The following is a 19,444-nucleotide window of genomic DNA, read 5'->3' on the forward strand; positions in this document are numbered from 1 at the left end:
AACAGACACGTCAAGCAGGGCTGATGAAATATTTCTCCACTGGAATCAACAAGGGAGCGAAATCATGCAACGTTGCGGGTGGGTCAGTCAGGATCAGCTTTATATTGATTACCATGACCAGGAATGGGGGGTGCCGGAGACCAACGCACAGAAGCTTTTCGAGATGATCTGTCTTGAAGGCCAACAGGCCGGCTTATCGTGGATCACCGTACTGAAAAAACGCGAAAATTACCGGCGCGCCTTCCATCATTTTGATCCGTTAGCCGTAGCCGCCATGACCGATGAGGATGTGGAAAGACTGGTGCAGGATGCAGGAATTATCCGCCACCGGGGGAAAATTCAGGCCATCATCGGCAACGCCCGCGCCTTTCTGACGATGGCGCAAAACGGGGAACCTTTCGCAGAGTTTGTCTGGGGATTTGTCGACCACCAGCCGCAGGTTTCCCATGCCGCCACCCGGGCCGACATTCCAACGTCGACACCCGCTTCTGATGCACTCTCAAAGGCGTTGAAAAAACGCGGCTTTAAGTTCGTGGGCACCACCATTTGCTACTCGTTCATGCAGGCCTGCGGGCTGGTCAACGACCATATTACAGGATGTATTTGTTACCCGGGAGGAGGGAATGATTCACAAATGGCAAAGTAACGATACCGCCCCGCTGCTGCGCTTGTGGATGGAAAGCACCACCGAAGCGCACCCGTTTATCGATGCCCAATACTGGAAAGAGAGTGAACCTCTGGTTCGCAACACCTGGCTGCCTTCAGCAGAAACCTGGGTCTGGATGGACGCTGGAGAACTGCGGGGGTTTATCAGCGTGATGCATTCGCAATTTATAGGGGCCCTGTTTGTCGACCCCGCATATCTTGGAAAAGGCATCGGCAAGGCGCTGATCGCCCATGTAAAACAGCGCTATGCCGATCTCACTCTGGAGGTTTACCAGAAGAACAGTCGGGCGGTGAATTTCTATCATGCGCAGGGCTTTCGCATTGAAGACAGCGCCTGGCAAGACGAAACGCAACACCCCACCTGGATCATGCGCTGGCAGGAGGATCAAACGCCGTGAGCGTAAGCTCAGGGCCTGTATATTTCTCAACCCATGCCAGTGCCGTATTCCCGGCACAGCCGTTCCCCAGCTTTGAGCTGGGGAGATCTTTGGTCAGCACGTTGACCGCGCCGTTTTTACAGATCCCGCCGTTGGTGCGATCCAAATCGGGCCATGCGCCCTGGTGAATACAGATGACGCCCGGCCTGATACCATCGCTCACCACGGCCCCCGCCAGAACCTGTCCGCGATCGTTCCAGACGCGCACGACGTCACCCTCCGCAATACCGCGCGCGTTCGCATCCTGCGTATTCAGGGTCACCGGCTCACGCCCTGCGACGGCATAGCGCTCACGCAGTGAAGCGTAATTCAACTGGCTGTGCAGACGATGCGCCGGATGGGCGGACAATACCTGCAACTGCTCGGGCCGGGCATTGCCCTGCCACTCATCTGGCTCAAGCCACATCGGATGCGGCGGGCAGTCCGCATAGCCATAGCGGGCGATCCGCTGGCTATAGATTTCTATTTTGCCGCTCTCGGTTTTGAGGGGATGATTTTGCGGATCGCGACGGAAATCGGCAAACCGGACAAAGCGGTCATTTTGCTCGCTCTCCGGCATTTCGAAGATCGCGTTGGCCTGCCAAAACTCAGCAAAGGGCGGCAAGGTCACGCCGTGCGCCGCGCCGCGTTCTCCGGCAATGTGGTAGAACGTTTCCAGCCACTGGAGGTCCGTTTTACCTTCAGTAAAGCGCTCGCGTCCACCCGTCTCCCAGCGCTCGCAGAGATCGGCGAACACCTCAAAATCATCGCGGGCTTCATCACGCGGCGCGACAACGCGCTTCATCGGCACCATGTGCTGATTACTGTAATCGCCGGTCATGGTGAGATCGTTACGCTCGAACGACGTGGTGGCGGGTAAGACGATATCCGCGTGTTTGGCCGCTGCGGTCCAGAAGCACTCGGAAATGACGACCAGCTCCGGCTTTTTCCATGCACGAATCAGGCGGTTGGTGTCCTGATGATGGGTAAAGTTTGCTCCGCCGGCCCACCAGACGAAACGAATATCCGGGAAGTGTCGATCCATGCCGTTGTGCTGATAAAAACCGCCGGGGTTTTCCAGCGCTTCAACAATACGGGCGACGGGGATTTTATCCACCGCGTCGGTCCCGTTTTTCACCAGCCCCTGCATCGAGGCCAGGACCGCAGCTTTACGCGTCGGATTGCCGCCGTTCGCAAAATGATAAGAGAGGCCAAAACCCCCGCCCGGCGTACCAATCTGCCCAAGCATTGCGGCCAGCGTCACCAGCATCCAGTGCTTTTGTTCGCCAAACTGCTGGCGCTGCATACCCCAACCGGACATCAACATGGTGGTGTGGTTATGGAATAGCTCTGCAAGCTCGCGAATTTTAGGCGCACTTACGCCACAAATTTCTGCCGCCCACTCCGCCGTTTTGGCGATACCGTCGGCATGGCCCAATAAATAGTCAGCAAATTTGTCATAGCCTGTGGTGCAACGCGCAAGGAAAGCTTCGTCATGCCAGTTGTTTTCAACCAGCGTATGCGCAATCCCCAGCATCAGCGCCACGTCCGTGCCCATATGCGGCGCAATCCACTCCGCGCTGTCGCCCATAAAATCCATCGTTTCCGAACGCATCGGATCGATACACAGGATGCGTTTGCCGCTTTTACGCAGCGCGTCAAAATACCCGATGCCCTGCTCGTCGCTGGCATTCCAGGCAATTTTCAGCGTGTTGAGAGGGTTGGCGCTCCAAAGCACCACCACGTCAGTATGTTCCAGCACCAGCGGCCAGCTGGTTTGCTGCTGATAAACTTCGTTTCCCCCCACCACGTACGGCATGATTGCCTGCGCCGCGCCGGTGGAATAATCACCGAGATGCCCCGTATACCCACCCGCCAGGCTCATATAACGCTGGAGCAGCGTCGCCGCTTTATGCAGCACCCCATTTGAACGCCAGCCATAGGAACCGGCAAAAATCGACGCCGGGCCATAGCTCTGGCGAATACGCTTGTGCTGCGCGTCAATCAGGGCCAGTGCGTCATCCCAGCTTACGCGAACAAACTCATCCTCCCCGCGTACGCCCTGCGGTTTATCGGGTGACGCAAGAAACCCTTTGCGCACCATCGGCCAGCGCACGCGGGTTTTGCTGTGCACCTGATCGCGAACGGCAGTTTGTAACGAATTCGGGTGCTGCACGGGCAGCGCGCCCCGCGAGGAGAAAACAGTGTCACCGTCAGTCTCCACCAGCATGGGGCCCCAATGGGCGGCGGTCAGAATGGTTTTTGTCGAAGTGGTCAAAGCGTGCGCTCCCGGGTTGCCTGTTGCAGGTATGACGGCCTTCTGTTGAGGCTGTTTATGGTTTGACACAAATTTCGGAGTTATCCCTGAAATTTTCTAACTATTTGGACGTCATAATCAACCGCCACGCTCGCTGTGGCAAAGAATAAAAAGGATTAAGGAAATAAGATGAATAAACGCGTACTGGTTATTGCCGCTCTGGTGAGCGGTGCACTGGCTGTTTCAGGCTGCACAACAAACCCTTACACCGGCGAACGCGAAGCGGGTAAATCCGGCATCGGCGCGGGCCTTGGCTCCCTGGTGGGTGCAGGCGTTGGCGCGCTCTCCTCGTCCAAAAAAGATCGCGGCAAAGGCGCGTTGATTGGTGCAGCGGCTGGCGCAGCCCTGGGCGGCGGCGTCGGGTATTACATGGATGTGCAGGAAGCGAAACTGCGCGACAAAATGCAGGGTACCGGCGTCAGCGTGACGCGAAGTGGTGACAACATCATCCTGAACATGCCGAACAACGTTACGTTTGACAGCTCCAGCGCCACGCTGAAACCTGCTGGTGCGAATACCCTGACGGGCGTCGCGATGGTGCTGAAAGAGTATCCTAAAACTGCGATTAACGTCATCGGTTACACCGACAGCACCGGCGGCCAGGATCTGAATATGCGCCTGTCACAGCAGCGTGCAGATTCCGTCGCCAGCTCGCTGATTACACAGGGCGTCGTGGCCACCCGTATCCGCACCAGCGGCATGGGTCCGGCAAATCCTATCGCCAGCAACAGCACGGCGGAAGGCAAAGCGCAAAACCGCCGCGTTGAGATCACCTTAAGCCCTCTTCAATAAAGGCGCTCCCTCCCTCTCCCGGTGGGAGAGGGCTGGATTAACACCCTCCGGCTAAGCACGCCATCATGAAGCGCTTGCCATCGCTCATTTTCCCGCTAAGGTGTTCTCACTATTCATAAGGGAATCAGCGATGAGCAAACCAGCACGCGCCACCATCAGCGACGTGGCGAAAGCCGCCAGGACCGGGAAGACCAGCATTTCGCGCTATCTGAATGGCGAAAAACACCTGCTGTCCGATGCGCTGCTGGCGCGTATTGAACAGGCCATTGCCGATCTCAATTACCGCCCCAGCCTGATGGCGCGCGGCCTGAAACGGGGCAGAACACGCCTGATTGGGCTCATCATCGCCGATATTACCAATCCCTACTCCGTCAATGTGCTCAGTGGAATTGAAGCCGCCTGCCGCGAAAAAGGGTTCACCCCTTTGGTGTGTAATACCAATAACGAACTGGATCAGGAGTTGCACTACCTCGATCTGCTGCGGAGCTATCAGGTCGAAGGCATCGTGGTCAACGCCGTCGGCATGCGCGAAGAGGGGTTAAACCGGTTGCAGCAATCCTCTTTACCCATGGTCCTGATCGACCGCAAAATTCCGGATTTCGCCTGCGACGTGGTCGGGCTGGATAATACTCAGGCGGCGACCACCGCCACAGAACATCTTATCGAGCAGGGCTTTGAAGCGATTCTGTTCCTCAGCGAACCGCTGGGTATGGTCAATACCCGGCGCGATCGCCTGAGTGCTTTTCGCGCCACGCTGGCGCGCTATCCAGGCGTCATTGCCGAAAATGCCGAAACCCCGCTGCATGAAGCCGGGCAGATTGATAATGCCCTGCGCCAGTTCCATACGCATCACCGTGGAATGCGTAAAGCGATTATTTCCGCCAACGGTGCGCTCACGCTTCAGGTGGCCCGCTCGCTCAAACGCCTCGGTCTGCACTGGGGAAGCGATATTGGGTTATTAGGGTTCGATGAGCTGGAGTGGGCGGAGCTTGCGGGTGTGGGGATAACCACCCTCAAACAGCCCACCTGGCAAATCGGCTACGCCGCCGTAGAGCAGGTCGTGCGCCGCATCGAAGGCCTCGATGACCGGGTTCGCGAGCAGGTTTTCTCCGGTGAACTGATCGTTCGCGGTTCGACCGCCCGTTAATTTCCCCTTCGTGATGGCGATCATAAATTACACACACTGACCTTTCCTTTGGAACCGGTTCCATCTAGCGTAATAGTATCGATTAGGTGATGGAGTCAGGCAATGGTCAGGAAAATAATGGTCGTTACCGCCGCGTATGGCGCGGATCGGGTACGAGAGGCAGGTGGTCAGAGCGCGATACTGCCGGTGATTGCTGCCGGCGGCGCGGATGGCGTAGAAATTCGTCGTGAACTCTTCACCCCGGAAGAACTCAACGCGCTGCCTGACCTCGCCCGGTCTATCGAAGGGCTGGATTTACTGGCGTGTTATTCCGCCCCAGCCGCCCTCTTTATGCCGGACGGCACCCTCAACCCGGACCTTCCGCTCTATCTTCAGGAAGCCTCAGCGCTGAATGCCCTGTGGCTCAAACTATCTCTGGGACAGTTCCACGATAAAAAACCGCTGGAACACTTACGCATGCTTCTCAGCGAGAGCGGAATGGCGCTGGTGGTGGAGAACGATCAGACCGACTGTGGTCAGCTCGCCCCCATGCAACGTTTTAAAGCCGCCTGCCGGGTCATGGCATTACCCGTCACCCTGACGTTTGACACCGGCAACTGGCTCTGGGTCGGCGAATCACCGGAAGAGGCGGCCCGTCATCTGGCGCCAGCCGTCAGCTATATTCATGTCAAAGCGGCCGTCCCGCATCATCAGCACTTTCGCGCCATAGCGCCCGATTGCGCAGACGCGCGCTGGATGGCGCTGCTGGAACAACTGCCGGGCGATGCGCCACGAGGCATTGAATTTCCCCTGGAAGGCCCGGATTTAGCCGCGGTCACACGCCATTATGTCAACCTGCTGCGTGAGGAGTAACGCCATGCAAAAGAGGCTGGATGTCATCACCATTGGTGAGGCGATGACCATGTTTGTCGCCACCGAAACCGGCGATCTGAGCCACGTCGAACGCTTTATCAAACGCGTCGCGGGCGCGGAGCTGAACGTTGCCACCGGGCTGGCACGCCTGGGGCTGAACGTCGGCTGGGTGAGCCGCGTAGGGAACGACAGCTTTGGGCAGTATGTTTTAGATTGCCTGAAAAAAGAGGGGATTGATTCAACAGGCGTGACGCTGGATGACCGGTATCCAACCGGTTTCCAGGTTAAATCGAAAGTCGATAATGGAACCGATCCCATTGTGGAGTATTTCCGTAAAGGCTCCGCCGCGAGCCACCTCTCTACTGAGGATTTCAGTCCGGGCTATTTCAGTTCAGCACGCCATTTGCACCTGAGCGGTGTGGCGGCGGCGCTGTCCGCCAGCTCCTGGGCACTGCTCGATCATGCCGCAACGAACTTCAAAGCTCAGGGGAAAAGTATCTCCTTTGATCCCAACCTTCGTCCCGTTCTCTGGAAAAGCGAAGCCGAGATGGTGGAAAAACTCAACCATCTGGCGTTTAAGGCCGACTGGGTTTTGCCCGGCCTCAAAGAGGGAACCATTCTCACTGGCGAAACGACGCCGGAAGGCATTGCCGATTTTTATCTGGAGCGAGGCGTTAAGGCCGTGATCGTCAAGATCGGCGCTGACGGTGCCTGGTTCAAAACATCCGCCAGTGAGCAAGGCACCGTTCCGGCGGTTCACGTCGATAACGTCGTCGATACCGTTGGTGCGGGAGATGGTTTTGCCGTGGGGGTCATCAGCGCCCTGCTGGAAGGCAAAACGCTGCAGCAGGCCGTCGCCCGGGGTAACCACATTGGTTCGCTGGCGATTCAGGTGCAGGGCGACAGTGAAGGATTGCCCACGCGCAACCAGTTATCCGAATAACCCAAATTCACCACCGTGTACCCTACATACAACGGCGGTATCACCTCAACCACAGAGGCAAGCCCATGAATAAGTCGACAAATGCATTAAAACGCTGGTGGTACATCATGCCGATCGTGTTTATCACGTACAGCCTGGCGTACCTCGACCGTGCAAACTTCAGTTTCGCTTCCGCCGCAGGCATCACGGAAGATCTGGGGATCACCAAAGGTGTCTCGTCATTATTGGGCGCCCTGTTCTTCCTGGGTTACTTCTTCTTCCAGATCCCCGGCGCTATCTATGCCGAACGCCGCAGCGTACGCAAACTGATTTTTATCTGCCTGATTTTATGGGGAGCCTGCGCCTCGCTCACGGGGATGGTAAATAATATTCCTGCGCTGGCCGCTATCCGCTTTATCCTCGGCGTCGTTGAAGCTGCCGTCATGCCCGCCATGCTGATTTATATCAGCAACTGGTTTACCAAATCAGAACGCTCGCGAGCCAATACCTTCCTGATCCTGGGGAACCCGGTCACGGTGCTGTGGATGTCCGTGGTGTCAGGTTACCTGATTCAGTCGTTCGGCTGGCGCCATATGTTCATCATCGAAGGCGTGCCGGCCATCATCTGGGCCTTCTGCTGGTGGGTGCTGGTAAAAGACAAACCTGCACAGGTGAACTGGCTCTCTGGCGATGAAAAAGCCGCGCTGCAGGCCGAGCTGGAAAAAGAGCAGCAAGGGCTGAAGCCGGTACGAAACTATGGCGAGGCCTTCCGTTCCCGCAACGTGATCCTGTTGTGTATGCAGTATTTCACCTGGAGCATCGGGGTGTACGGCTTTGTCCTGTGGCTGCCTTCTATTATCCGCAGCGGTGGGGAAAACCTGGGAATGGTCGAAGTGGGCTGGCTCTCTGCCGTACCTTATCTGGCGGCGACTATCGCGATGATCGTTGCTTCCTGGGCCTCCGATAAGCTGCAAAACCGTAAGCTGTTTGTCTGGCCACTGCTGCTGATTGCTGCCTGTGCATTTATTGGTTCCTGGGCGGTCGGCGCCAATCATTTCTGGATCTCTTACACGCTGCTGGTCATCGCGGGCGCCGCGATGTACGCCCCATACGGTCCGTTCTTTGCCATTATTCCGGAGATGCTGCCGCGGAACGTTGCCGGTGGCGCGATGGCGTTAATCAATAGTATGGGCGCATTAGGATCGTTCTTCGGCTCCTGGTTTGTGGGCTACCTTAACGGAAGCACCGGCAGCCCGTCCGCCTCATACATTTTTATGGGGGTGGCACTTTTCGCCTCGGTATGGCTTACTCTCATTGTTAAGCCTGCTAATAATCAACAAATTCCTGCTGGCGCACGCCACGCCTGACCCCTTTCAACTCAACGGAGATTAGCATGAAGCCGTCCGTCATTTTGTATAAAGCACTGCCTGAAGATCTGCAGAAACGACTTGAAGAGCACTTTACCGTGACCCGCGTGAAGGATCTCAGTCCGGAAACCGTCGCGCAGCATGCGGATGCTTTTGCCCGCGCCGAAGGCTTGCTGGGTTCAAGCGAAAAAGTGGATGCCGCTTTGCTGGATAAAATGCCTGCGCTGCGTGCCACATCAACCATTTCAGTGGGTTATGACAATTTCGACGTTGATGCCCTTAATAACCGACAGATCCTGCTCATGCACACGCCCTATGCGCTAACGGAAACGGTAGCTGATACGCTGATGGCACTGGTGCTGAGCACCGCGCGCCGCGTCGTGGAAGTGGCCGAGCGGGTTAAGGCGGGCGAATGGACTAAAAGCATTGGGCCGGACTGGTTTGGCGTGGATGTTCATGGCAAAACGCTGGGGATTGTCGGCATGGGCCGTATTGGCCTGGCACTGGCACAGCGTGCGCATTTTGGCTTTAACATGCCCGTCCTCTACAACGCGCGTCGCCATCATCAGGAGGCGGAAGAGCGTTTTGACGCACGCTACTGTGAATTAGATACCCTGCTTCAGGAAGCCGACTACGTCTGCCTGATCCTGCCGCTGACTGACGAAACGCATCATATGATCGGCAAAGCAGAATTTAAGAAGATGAAAAAGTCGGCCATTTTCATTAACGCGGGGCGTGGCCCGGTCGTCGATGAGAAGGCACTGATTGACGCCTTGCAGCAGGGTGAAATTCACGCCGCAGGGCTGGACGTGTTTGAGCAGGAACCCTTGCCGGTCGACTCGCCGCTGCTCAGTATGGCGAACGTCGTCGCGCTGCCGCACATTGGGTCTGCCACACATGAAACCCGCTACAACATGGCTGCAACGGCAGTAGACAATCTGATCGATGCGCTGAAGGGAAAGGTAGAAAAGAACTGCGTTAACCCGCAGGTAAAAGCCTAAAACGAAAAAACCCGCCATAAGGCGGGTTTTAAAATTCTTTGCTGCTGAGTTGGAAGCTTACAGGCTTACAACGTTACCAGCTGCTGGGCCTTTAGCGCCGCTTTCGATGGTGAAGGAAACTTTCTGACCTTCGTCCAAAGATTTGTAGCCTTCGTTCTGGATAGCAGAGAAGTGTACGAATACATCTTTAGAGCCATCGTCAGGAGTGATGAAGCCGAAACCTTTATCAGCGTTGAACCATTTTACCAGACCAGTCATTTTACCAGACATAGATATTACCTTTTTAAAAATTTGTTTTGCCTTCCGGCGCGATGATGGAATGTATTACAGATTTTTAAGCGATGAAGGAAGGGTCACTACGAAGGGTATCTAAGATAACTCATCTGGACTGCTTAACTAAACTGCTTTAGGTCTGTGAACAAACCGACGAACATAGTTATACGTGGGTGGTACTCGAATGACAAGCTTTATTTTCGCCATTGATAAAAAACCCCGCCAGAAGCGGGGTGTTTTTTACTCGGTTGCCGCGACTGCGGCGCTCCAGGCCTGACTAAATGCCTGATGCTGCGAGGCAAGTGGACCAATAAGCGTATTGTACTGACTGGCTTGCTGAGACGTCGGGAACTGAATGCCGTTAGAGACAAAGCTCACCTGCGTATCCTGCGAAGCGATAAAATCACCCACCTGAACCAGCTGCTGCGTGAAGATCTGCGCAGCCGGAATCAGTGGCTCCAGCGCACTTGCGGGTTTGGTCACCACTTTCTCGTACGCCTGATCGAACACCGGCTTGAGGTCTTCTTCATGCTTCAGCGCGGAACGTGCGGCGTCTGCCTGCATTTTCGCGTTCTGTAACTGCTGGCTAAGCACGCCCAGCGCCCCGTTAGACTGACGCAGCGGTTCACGCTGAGTCATATAATCCTGCGGTACGCGGATGGCATTCACGCTGTCCACAACCGGACGAAGCCCGGAATCCATCGCCTGATTCACCTGCTGTGAATAACCATAAAGAATGGCGTAATCGGAAACAAAGGGACCGAGCTGTTTTTTCTGATCTGCGGTCAGCGTAGGCAAATGCTCGCCGCTACGCATTACGGTATTTTGCAGAAAATCGATGAACGCCTTGCGCTGATCGCCTTCCTTATCGAAACACCCACTCAGGCTAACTACCATCAGTAGCGCCGCAAGAGGCGCAAACCAGCGAGAGCAGGACTTTCCTGTCGCCATTTTATTACTCCTTTCACCCAAAAAATACGCACTCTGGCACACGTGTGCCCAATGGTGACAAGAATAGTCCAGGTCACGTCCGCAAGATACTCTTTTCATGCAAAACGGCTATTGCTGGATTTTTTCTGACGATTTACAAAAAAATACCATTCGAAACCTGCTTATGATTAATCAGGTAATTAGCATAACTATCCAGTCTGCTGAAACGCTCAGGCAATGCTTACCGCACGATTAATCACTCCCGCAACGATCCAAGGTTCCTTTTTGCAACTATTCTTAAATGGCTCTCTGATGTTCATGATCCCGTTGTGAGATTTATGAGGAGTTCTTAATGGAATCTAAAGACCCAATGTTTGAGCTGTTAACCAGCCTGGAACAAATTGTATTTAAAGATCTATCGCAGACGGTGACGTTGGCGCAAAAATCCAATCCCTTTACTGAATTTGAGCGATTGCGCAAAGGGACAGGATTGAAAACAATTGATTTCGCTAGAGAAATGGGCGTAAGCGTCGCTCAGGTTCAGGAATGGGAATCAAAACGTGTTAAACCTTCCATGACCGAGTTAAAGCTGATGCGCCTGATTCAGGCAACGCCCGTACTCAGCCCGTAGTAAGGCCTAAAATGCATTAAAAAAGTTTACGCCCCCGCGAATGCGGGGGTTTGTGTTTTTAGCGTTCTCTGCAATACCACCCCGCCTGTTGCCAGACCAGCTCATGGGTCAGCTTAAGCCCGTCCAGGAAGGCATCATCATGTGAAACAACCAGTATCGCCCCCGGAAAATCGGCCAGCGCCGCCTCGATTGCCTGTACCGAGTCCAAATCCAGATGGTTGGTTGGCTCATCCAGCAGCAGCAACTGGGTTGCCTCGGCTCGCCACAGTACGCAGGCCAGGGCGGCTTTTAACCGTTCTCCGCCGCTCAGTTCGGCGAGGGGCAATGACACTTTATCCGCCCCTAATTGCAGCTGTGCCAGACGCGTGCGCAGAACGCCCTCCTCCAGAGGAGTATTGTTCAGGTTGAGAAGCGTCATGACCGATTGCGTCAGATCCAGCGAAGAGAGATGCTGATCGAGATACGCCATCTTCACCGACGCGTGACAATGCCCGGCAAGCGGAGCGATCTCACCCAATATCACCTTGAGAAGCGTCGACTTTCCGCAGCCATTAGGTCCGCGCAACGCGACCCGCATCGGCCCGTCCATCCGCCAGGTCAAGGGTGGCATCGCAACAAAAGGCAATTGCACGTCTTCCAGTACCAGCGCCTGCTTTCCTTCGGCGATCTGGCTGCCGGGCAGGGTAAACATCACCGGGTTATCTTCAGTCACCTTTTCTCGCGCCAGATTGACCGCCCTGTTCAGGGCGTCATTCTGCTCATGGTGCTGTTTGCGCCAGGCAGCAGGACGCTCCTTCGCCTCTGCTTTATACCTGACGCGTTCAAAGGAGGCGATGTTCAGACTGTCCACCTTGCGCAGCGTCTTCGCAGACCGCCGGAGACTGTCGTCATGCTCTTTTTGCATACGTGCCCGCGTCCGCTTGCGCTCCGTGGCGGCATGTTCGAGCGCCGCGCGGGCTGCCTGTTGCTCGCTCCCGCGCTGACGCTGATAGTCCGTATAATTTCCACCGTAACGCCGCAGTCCTGCCCCGCTCAGTTCCAGAATGCGGTTCATCTTCTCCAGCAGTTCACGATCGTGAGAGGCGACGAGTACCCCGCCACGCTGGCGGAAAAGCTCCGCGTAAAACCATTCACGGCCTTGCCTGTCGAGGTGATTGGTAGGCTCATCAAGCAGCAAAAAGTCGGCATCGGCTGTAAAGGCACCACAAAGCAAGGCGCGAACACGCTCGCCGCCGCTCAGTTCTGCGGCACGCTTATCGGGGGAGAAAGGCGGGAGGCTGGCCTGAGCAAATGCCTGCGTGAGTCGCTCGCCAAGGTCCCAGTGTCCGTCGAGCCGCTCCAGATCGTCCGGCAGGTAATCCCCGCTATCGATGCGCCGCCGGGCGGCGAAAATGGCCTCGACGCCCAGCAGTTCTGCAAGCGTGGTGTGGGGTGATACGACATGATGCTGCGCCACATACACCCACGAACCGAAACGCTCGATATGCCCGGATGCAGGCGTATCCAGCCCAGCCAGTAGCCGCAATAAGCGTGTTTTACCGCTACCGTTACGCCCCACCAGCGCGCACAGGGACGGCTCTATGGACAGACTCAGCGGACCAAAAAGAATATCGCCCGTCGCGAACTGACAGGTGACCTGATGCAAAATAAAAGAAGGGGACTGCACAAAATGAGCCATAAGCACTCCTGAATGAAATCAACACATCCCCTGCCAACGCGGTTGCGTTTAGCAAGGATCGAAATTCATCAGTCGTGATTGTTCATTTTTGGGGGGCGCTCCAGAGGGCGAAAAGTCATCGGGATCAGGATAACGGGTTCAGGCGTCTCCTTTCAAGGTTATTTTTTCAGCAATGTGCCGAATAACCGCGCCTGGTGCAATAAATAACAAAACCCGCCGAAGCGGGTTTTGACAGTTCACTACCCGGCAAACTTACATCGCCGGGCATAAAGGGTCTCTTACTGCAGCAGCGAAATATCCGCCACGCGCAGGAACAGTTCGCGCAGTTTCTCAAGCATAGAGAGACGGTTAATTCGCAGCTCTTTATCCTCGACGTTCACCATGACCTTCTCGAAGAAGGCGTCGATGACTTCACGCAGTTCCGCCAGTTCGACCAGCGCTTCCTGATAGCGACCTTCTGCAAAGAACGGCTCCAGCTTGTCGCGCAGCACCACAACCTGCAGCGCCAGCGCAATCTCTTCTGGCTCTTTCAGCGTGGCTGCGTTGACACGCTCGTTCAGCGTTTCGTCAGATTTCGCAAGGATGTTGGAGACACGCTTGTTCGCCGCCGCCAGCGCCGATGCCGCTTCCAGCGTACGGAAGTGAGAAACCGCCTTCATACGCGCATCGAAATCTGCCGGACGGGTCGGACGACGCGCCAGCACCGCCTGAATGGTGTCGACGGTATAACCTTCGTCCTGATACCAGGCGCGGAAACGGCCCAGCATAAAGTCGATCACGTCATCCACCACTTTCGCGTTGGTCAGCTTGTCACCGTACAGACGCACCGCTTCTTCGGTCAGGGTCTGCAGATCCAGATTCAGGTTCTTCTCAACGATGATACGCAGCACGCCCAGCGCAGCACGACGCAGCGCAAACGGGTCTTTGTCGCCTTTCGGATGCTGGCCAATACCGAAGATACCCGCCAGGGTGTCCATCTTATCGGCAATCGCAACCGCACAGGCCACCGGGTTGGACGGCAGATCGTCACCCGCAAAACGCGGTTGATACTGTTCGTTCAGGGCCACGGCCACATCTTCCGCTTCACCGTCGTGGCGCGCGTAGTGCATGCCCATCACACCCTGAGTGTCGGTAAATTCGAACACCATGTTGGTCATCAGGTCGCACTTAGACAGCAGACCCGCACGGGTGGCGTGGTTGACGTCTGCACCGATTTCACGCGCGATCCAGCCGGACAGCTCCGCAATACGGTCGGTCTTGTCGCGCAGCGTACCCAGCTGTTGCTGGAACAGCACGGTTTGCAGGCGCGGCAGATGATCTTCCAGACGCTTTTTACGGTCGGTATTAAAGAAGAACTCAGCATCTGCCAGACGTGGACGGACAACTTTCTCGTTACCGGAGATAATCTGCATCGGATCTTTCGATTCGATGTTAGCCACGAAGATAAAGTTTGGCAGCAGCTTGCCGTCTTCAGCGTAAACCGGGAAGTACTTCTGGTCACCCTTCATGGTGTACACCAGCGCTTCAGCCGGAACCGCGAGGAATTTCTCTTCGAATTTCGCGGTCAGCACGACCGGCCATTCCACCAGCGAGGTCACTTCTTCCAGCAGGCTTTCGCTCAGATCGGCTTGACCGCCAATCTTACGCGCTGCCTCTTCTGCATCCGCCTTGATTTTGGCTTTACGCTGTTCGTAATCGGCGATCACTTTACCGCGCTCAAGCAGGATCTGCGGATACTGGTCTGCGTTATCAATCGTGAACTCTGGCTCGCCCATAAAGCGGTGGCCGCGGATCACGCGATCGGACGCAATGCCCAGAATCGTTGCCGGAATAACGTCACTGCCTAACAGCAGGGTCACGGTGTGAACCGGACGCACAAAGTGCACGTCGGACGCGCCCCAGCGCATCAGTTTTGGAATCGGCAGTTTTGCCAGAGAAGTGGCAATCATGTTTGGCAGCAACGCTTCGGCGCTTTCGCCTTTAACATGGGCGCGATACAGCAGCCATTCGCCTTTATCGGTGGTCAGACGCTCGGCCTGATCAACGGTGATGCCACAACCACGTGCCCAGCCTTCTGCTGCTTTGCTCGGCTTGCCTTCGGCATCAAACGCCTGGGCAATCGCAGGGCCGCGTTTTTCAACTTCGCGATCGGGTTGCGATGCCGCAAGGTTCGCCACCTTCAGCGCCAGACGACGCGGAGCAGCAAACCATTCAATATTACCGTGTGCCAGGCCAGCGTTATCCAGCTCAGCCGTCACGTTTGCAGCGAAGGACTCCGCCAGGCTGCGCAGGGCTTTTGGTGGCAGCTCTTCAGTGCCAATTTCCACCAGGAAAGTTTTCTCAGACATGGCCGCCTCTTATTTGTTTCGGTTGCACATCGGGAAGCCAAGGGCTTCACGGGACGCATAGTAAGCTTCTGCAACGGCTTTGGTCAGGGTGCGAATACGCAGGATATAACGCTGACGTTCAGTCACGGAGATGGCTTTGCGGGCGTCCAGCAGGTTGAAGCTGTGGGCGGCCTTCAGAATACGCTCATAGGCTGGCAGCGGCAGTGGAGACTCCAGCGCCAGCAGCTGCTGGGCTTCTTTCTCATACTGCTCGAAGCAGGTGAACAGGAAGTCCACGTCTGCGTATTCGAAGTTATAAGTGGATTGTTCCACTTCATTCTGATGGAACACGTCGCCGTAGGTGGTTTTACCCAACGGGCCGTCGCTCCAGACCAGGTCGTAAACGCTGTCTACGCCCTGAATGTACATCGCCAGACGTTCCAGGCCGTAGGTGATTTCACCGGTGATAGGCTTACATTCCAGACCACCCACCTGCTGGAAGTAAGTGAACTGCGTCACTTCCATCCCGTTCAGCCACACTTCCCAACCCAGACCCCAGGCACCCAGCGTCGGGTTTTCCCAGTTATCTTCAACAAAGCGAATGTCGTGAATGGTCGGATCCACGCCCAGCGCTTTCAGCGAACCGAGATACAGTTCCTGAATATTGTCCGGTGAAGGCTTAATCACCACCTGGAACTGATAATAGTGCTGTAAGCGGTTCGGGTTTTCGCCGTAACGACCATCGGTAGGACGACGCGACGGCTGCACATAGGCAGTAGCCATCGGCTCGGGTCCCAATGCACGTAAACTGGTCATCGGGTGTGAAGTGCCTGCGCCCACTTCCATGTCCAAAGGTTGAACGATGGTGCAGCCCTGGCGAGCCCAGTAATCCTGTAAAGTCAGGATCAGGCCCTGGAAGGTCTTGGTATCAAACTTTTGCATAGTTTTTCGTGCTGGATACGTGTGTTTTGAATGGAAGCGATCAGTATACCCGCTGACCGGAAGATATACAGTACGAAACGGGTTTGTTTAAGGAAAATTGGGAAATAAGCTTTTTAGCGTACCGCGCGCCGCTGACGACCTGCGCTAGCGCATAGAGAGATGCAAAAACTGCCCTTCCGCGTCGAATGAACAGACAAAGCTCTCTTTACGATCGGTATAACCGCGCATCTCATAGCTGCCCTGGAACTGCTCGAAGCCGGTAACATCGACTTTTTGCGCGCCGGTATTGTAACGATGCGCCGCCTGATCCTTGCAAAGATGTTCCATATTTAATGACCGTTCCGGGCTGACTTTACTTTTTTGCGCTTTCTGCGCCGGGGCGTCATCCGGTGTACTGCATCCTGCCAGTGACAGGACAATAAACAGTGATACAGCGCGCTTCATCATCATTTTTATTACCGCCTTATGTTCTGGCTGTTATTTTTAGTCATACGCTTTATAGATTATGGCGCCGCATTCTGCGAATCTCCCACCCGCGACACAAGGCAGCGGAAACAAACTCAGAATTATCCAGTGAGAGACCGGCCAGCAATGAGAGTCAGACCATTTTTACCATGGAGTCAGAGGAACTGATGCAGTCAAAAATTAACTGGATAGATAATTTGCGAGGGATAGCCTGCTTAATGGTGGTGATGATCCATACCACGACCTGGTATATCACCAACGCCCACAGCATCAGTCCACTGAACTGGGATATCGCCAATATCCTTAACTCTGCCTCCCGCGTCAGCGTCCCGCTCTTTTTCATGATTTCCGGGTATCTCTTTTTTGGCGAGCGCAGCGCGCAGCCGCGCCATTTTGTCCGTATCGCCTTATGCCTGCTGTTTTACAGCACCGTCGCGTTGCTCTATATCACCCTGTTTACCTCGATAAACGCGGAACTGTCGCTGAGGAATCTGCTGCAAAAACCGGTTTTCTATCATCTGTGGTTTTTCTTCGCCATTATCGTTATCTACCTGGTTTCTCCGTTGATTCAGGTAAAAAACGTGGGCGGCAAGATGCTGCTGGCACTGATGGTGGTCATTGGGCTGCTCGCCAACCCCAATACCCTGTCGCAGAAAGTGGGCGGATTTGAATGGCTGCCGGTCAATCTGTATATCAACGGCGATACGTTTTACTACGTGGTTTACGGCTTACTGGGCCGCGCTATCGGCATGATGGAGACGCAAAAGCCACGGCTGACATGGCTTTGTGCCGCGCTGTTTATCGGAGCGGTAGTGGTGATTTCGCGCGGGACTTTACATGAGCTGCGCTGGCGGGGGAATTTTGCCGATACCTGGTACCTCTACTGCGGCCCGATGGTCTTTATTTGCGCCGTCTCTCTGCTCACGCTGGTGAAGAACACCCTGAATACGCGTCCGCTGCCTGTGCTGGGATTGATTTCGCGACACTCATTGGGGATTTATGGTTTTCATGCGCTGGTGATCCACGCCCTGCGCACGAACGGCGTGGAGTTCAAACGCTGGCCGGTGTTCGATATCGTCTGGATTTTCACCGCGACGGTCCTGGTGAGCCTGCTGCTGTCGGTGCTGCTGCAAAAGCTCGATACGCGTCGCTTTGTCAGTTAACGAGCCGTTGTTTCGCCCGGTGAAACTGACGCGGAGAGGAGAATCCGGCCGCGATGGCCGCGTGCTCCACGCCGCGTCCCTGCCGCAGCCACTGTTGCGCGATGGCCAGTCGAAGCTGTTCCAGGTAATCGCGCACGCTAATACCTAAATGTTCCTGAAAAAGCCGGGTTAAATGGCGGGGGCTGACGTGCGCCATAGCGGCGATATCGGCCAGATGCCAGCCTCTTTGCGGCTCTGCCGTTAACGCATCCTGTGCACGGTGTATCGCCGGATGAAGGTGATTACGATAACGCAGCCAGGGTGAAAGTTGCGGGTCATCACCCGAACGCCGGAACCAGACGACCATTTCGCGCGCCACCGCCAGCGCCTTTTCCGGGCCGCACAAACGGTTGATCAGATGCAGGGCCAGATCTATTCCGGAAGTAATACCCGCGCTGGTCCACAAATTATCATCCTGCACGAATATTCGATTTTCTTTGATGACCGCCCCCGGTGCGGCAGTACGCAGTCGCGCGATCACATCGTGATGCGTCGTACAGTGCTTACCGTGCAGCAGGCCGGACTTTGCAGCCAGTATCGCGCCCGAGCAGACGCACATGACGGTGATGGCCTGCCGCTGAATATCAGGCTGCTGTCGCATTAGCCAGTGCTGAACGGCCAGCGCTGCGGGGGTAGAAAAGTGTAGGGAAGAGTCGGCAACGCCCGGCAACACCAGCAAACTGCCTGCCGGCAGGCGCTCTGGCAGCGGGGCGATACCGCTCATCGTCAGGCCAATCGAGGTCGCCACGTCTGTCTGTGGGCCAATGTAATGCAGGCGAAACGCATCGCCTGCCAGCGCAAAGGTTTCTGCCGGACCGGTCATATCCAGCGAAAGGACTCCCGGCAACATCACAAACCAGACGTCAATACTCATCAGAATGACTCCAGCGTCTCCGCAACGGTTTTAATTTCAGCAAAACGTCCGGCCAGCACCGTTTCAGTCCGGTGGCGTAAATCGTGGGTATCAAGGGTTATGCCCCGGTACGTCATGGGAAACGTCAGGGTTGCCTCGCTGACAAAGATAACGCGATAGCCAAGATCCGACGCCACACGTGCTGTGGTTTCACAACACTGCTCCGTACGCAGCCCGCAGATAATCAGACAATGAATGTCCCGTTCGCGTAACCAGCGATCGAGCCCCGTATCGGTAAACGCATTATGGACATGTTTCTGGAAAATTACCGCCGGTTTATGACGTAAAAAGGACATGGGTTTGACATGGCCGCTTTGCAGCGAGAAAGGCCCGCTGTCGTCAACATGGAAGATATCCACTACCGGTATGCCACGAGATTCACACCCTTCGATAAGGCCCAGCATCGCCTGCTGGAACGCGCCAAACCCCGCCTCCTGCCAGTACTCGCGATGATGAAAGGACTGCTGAGTGTCGATATTTATTAATGCCGTACGCGTCATGGTAACTCTCCTCGCCGATGGGTGTAACCCTATACTGACGAGGAGATCGCGCGCTGAGAAGACCAAAAAAGGACATCCTCATGCCGCTGAAGGCCAGGCTGTT

General features: G+C 55.5%; 19 protein-coding genes. 10 read left to right on the plus strand and 9 right to left on the minus strand.

Annotation, left to right across the window (positions count from 1 at the left end; translation table 11 throughout):
- Positions 1-64 precede the first annotated feature (64 nt).
- Positions 65-646: a DNA-3-methyladenine glycosylase I gene (tag, locus tag LZP96_RS14920; protein ID WP_064324374.1), complete on the plus strand. Its 582-nt coding sequence runs from the start codon at positions 65-67 to the stop codon at positions 644-646.
- Positions 624-1,064, plus strand: a complete 441-nt coding sequence (locus LZP96_RS14925) for an N-acetyltransferase (RefSeq protein ID WP_064324373.1) — start codon at positions 624-626, stop codon at positions 1,062-1,064. Before tag ends, LZP96_RS14925 begins: the two co-directional genes overlap by 23 nt.
- Here the strand turns inward: LZP96_RS14925 and LZP96_RS14930 are convergent.
- The gene (locus LZP96_RS14930) at positions 1,033-3,360 is read right to left on the minus strand and encodes a molybdopterin guanine dinucleotide-containing S/N-oxide reductase (RefSeq protein WP_071892301.1); all 2,328 of its coding nucleotides are present in this window, start codon (positions 3,358-3,360) and stop codon (positions 1,033-1,035) included. The two genes, LZP96_RS14925 and LZP96_RS14930, sit on opposite strands and share 32 nt — an antisense overlap.
- A gap of 168 nt (positions 3,361-3,528) precedes the next feature.
- On the opposite strand from LZP96_RS14930, the gene LZP96_RS14935 reads away from it, so the two are divergent.
- The 6 genes from LZP96_RS14935 to ghrB all read left to right on the plus strand — a co-directional run bounded on the left by LZP96_RS14935 (position 3,529) and on the right by ghrB (position 9,480).
- On the plus strand, positions 3,529-4,191 hold the full coding sequence (locus LZP96_RS14935; protein ID WP_064324371.1) for an OmpA family lipoprotein: 663 nt from the start codon (positions 3,529-3,531) through the stop codon (positions 4,189-4,191).
- A gap of 130 nt (positions 4,192-4,321) precedes the next feature.
- A complete protein-coding gene (locus LZP96_RS14940; RefSeq protein WP_064324370.1) occupies positions 4,322-5,338 on the plus strand; it encodes a LacI family DNA-binding transcriptional regulator in 1,017 nt (338 codons plus the stop codon).
- A gap of 102 nt (positions 5,339-5,440) precedes the next feature.
- Complete coding sequence (locus LZP96_RS14945; RefSeq protein WP_064324369.1) at positions 5,441-6,190, plus strand: sugar phosphate isomerase/epimerase family protein; 750 nt, start codon at positions 5,441-5,443, stop codon at positions 6,188-6,190.
- Positions 6,191-6,194: 4 nt separating this feature from the next.
- Entirely contained in the window at positions 6,195-7,133 is a 939-nt protein-coding gene (locus LZP96_RS14950; protein ID WP_064324368.1) for a sugar kinase, read from the plus strand.
- Positions 7,134-7,198: 65 nt separating this feature from the next.
- The gene (locus tag LZP96_RS14955; protein WP_064324367.1) at positions 7,199-8,479 is read left to right on the plus strand and encodes an MFS transporter; all 1,281 of its coding nucleotides are present in this window, start codon (positions 7,199-7,201) and stop codon (positions 8,477-8,479) included.
- A gap of 26 nt (positions 8,480-8,505) precedes the next feature.
- Positions 8,506-9,480, plus strand: a complete 975-nt coding sequence (ghrB, locus tag LZP96_RS14960; protein WP_064324366.1) for a glyoxylate/hydroxypyruvate reductase GhrB — start codon at positions 8,506-8,508, stop codon at positions 9,478-9,480.
- A gap of 57 nt (positions 9,481-9,537) precedes the next feature.
- Here ghrB and cspE read toward each other — a convergent pair whose 3' ends face one another.
- Positions 9,538-9,750: a transcription antiterminator/RNA stability regulator CspE gene (cspE, locus tag LZP96_RS14965; RefSeq protein ID WP_006177792.1), complete on the minus strand. Its 213-nt coding sequence runs from the start codon at positions 9,748-9,750 to the stop codon at positions 9,538-9,540.
- A 243-nt stretch (positions 9,751-9,993) separates the two neighbouring features.
- Positions 9,994-10,704 carry a DUF3053 domain-containing protein gene (locus LZP96_RS14970; protein WP_064324365.1) on the minus strand — a complete coding sequence of 237 codons (711 nt, stop codon included), beginning with the start codon at positions 10,702-10,704 and terminating at the stop codon, positions 9,994-9,996.
- 331 nt (positions 10,705-11,035) lie between these two features.
- Here LZP96_RS14970 and LZP96_RS14975 point away from each other — a divergent pair, with 331 nt between their 5' ends.
- Entirely contained in the window at positions 11,036-11,314 is a 279-nt protein-coding gene (locus LZP96_RS14975; RefSeq protein WP_064324364.1) for an HTH-type transcriptional regulator, read from the plus strand.
- Between the two features lie 58 nt (positions 11,315-11,372).
- On the opposite strand, the gene LZP96_RS14980 is transcribed toward LZP96_RS14975, so the two are convergent.
- The 4 genes from LZP96_RS14980 to LZP96_RS14995 all read right to left on the minus strand — a co-directional run bounded on the left by LZP96_RS14980 (position 11,373) and on the right by LZP96_RS14995 (position 16,711).
- The gene (locus tag LZP96_RS14980; protein ID WP_064324363.1) at positions 11,373-12,992 is read right to left on the minus strand and encodes an ABC-F family ATP-binding cassette domain-containing protein; all 1,620 of its coding nucleotides are present in this window, start codon (positions 12,990-12,992) and stop codon (positions 11,373-11,375) included.
- A 278-nt stretch (positions 12,993-13,270) separates the two neighbouring features.
- On the minus strand, positions 13,271-15,340 hold the full coding sequence (glyS, locus tag LZP96_RS14985; RefSeq protein WP_064324362.1) for a glycine--tRNA ligase subunit beta: 2,070 nt from the start codon (positions 15,338-15,340) through the stop codon (positions 13,271-13,273).
- 9 nt (positions 15,341-15,349) lie between these two features.
- Positions 15,350-16,261: a glycine--tRNA ligase subunit alpha gene (glyQ, locus tag LZP96_RS14990; protein WP_064324361.1), complete on the minus strand. Its 912-nt coding sequence runs from the start codon at positions 16,259-16,261 to the stop codon at positions 15,350-15,352.
- Between the two features lie 144 nt (positions 16,262-16,405).
- Positions 16,406-16,711: a YsaB family lipoprotein gene (locus tag LZP96_RS14995; RefSeq protein WP_064324360.1), complete on the minus strand. Its 306-nt coding sequence runs from the start codon at positions 16,709-16,711 to the stop codon at positions 16,406-16,408.
- A 182-nt stretch (positions 16,712-16,893) separates the two neighbouring features.
- Here LZP96_RS14995 and LZP96_RS15000 point away from each other — a divergent pair, with 182 nt between their 5' ends.
- Positions 16,894-17,889, plus strand: a complete 996-nt coding sequence (locus tag LZP96_RS15000) for an acyltransferase (RefSeq protein WP_064328047.1) — start codon at positions 16,894-16,896, stop codon at positions 17,887-17,889.
- On the opposite strand, the gene LZP96_RS15005 is transcribed toward LZP96_RS15000, so the two are convergent.
- Complete coding sequence (locus LZP96_RS15005) at positions 17,882-18,802, minus strand: GlxA family transcriptional regulator (protein ID WP_064324359.1); 921 nt, start codon at positions 18,800-18,802, stop codon at positions 17,882-17,884. The genes LZP96_RS15000 and LZP96_RS15005 overlap by 8 nt on opposite strands.
- The gene (locus LZP96_RS15010; protein ID WP_064324358.1) at positions 18,802-19,341 is read right to left on the minus strand and encodes an isochorismatase family protein; all 540 of its coding nucleotides are present in this window, start codon (positions 19,339-19,341) and stop codon (positions 18,802-18,804) included. The genes LZP96_RS15005 and LZP96_RS15010 overlap by 1 nt, the downstream gene beginning before the upstream one ends.
- Between the last annotated feature and the right edge of the window lie 103 nt (positions 19,342-19,444).

It is taken from the genome of Huaxiibacter chinensis, assembly GCF_022171985.1.
GTDB lineage: Bacteria > Pseudomonadota > Gammaproteobacteria > Enterobacterales > Enterobacteriaceae > Enterobacter > Enterobacter chinensis_A.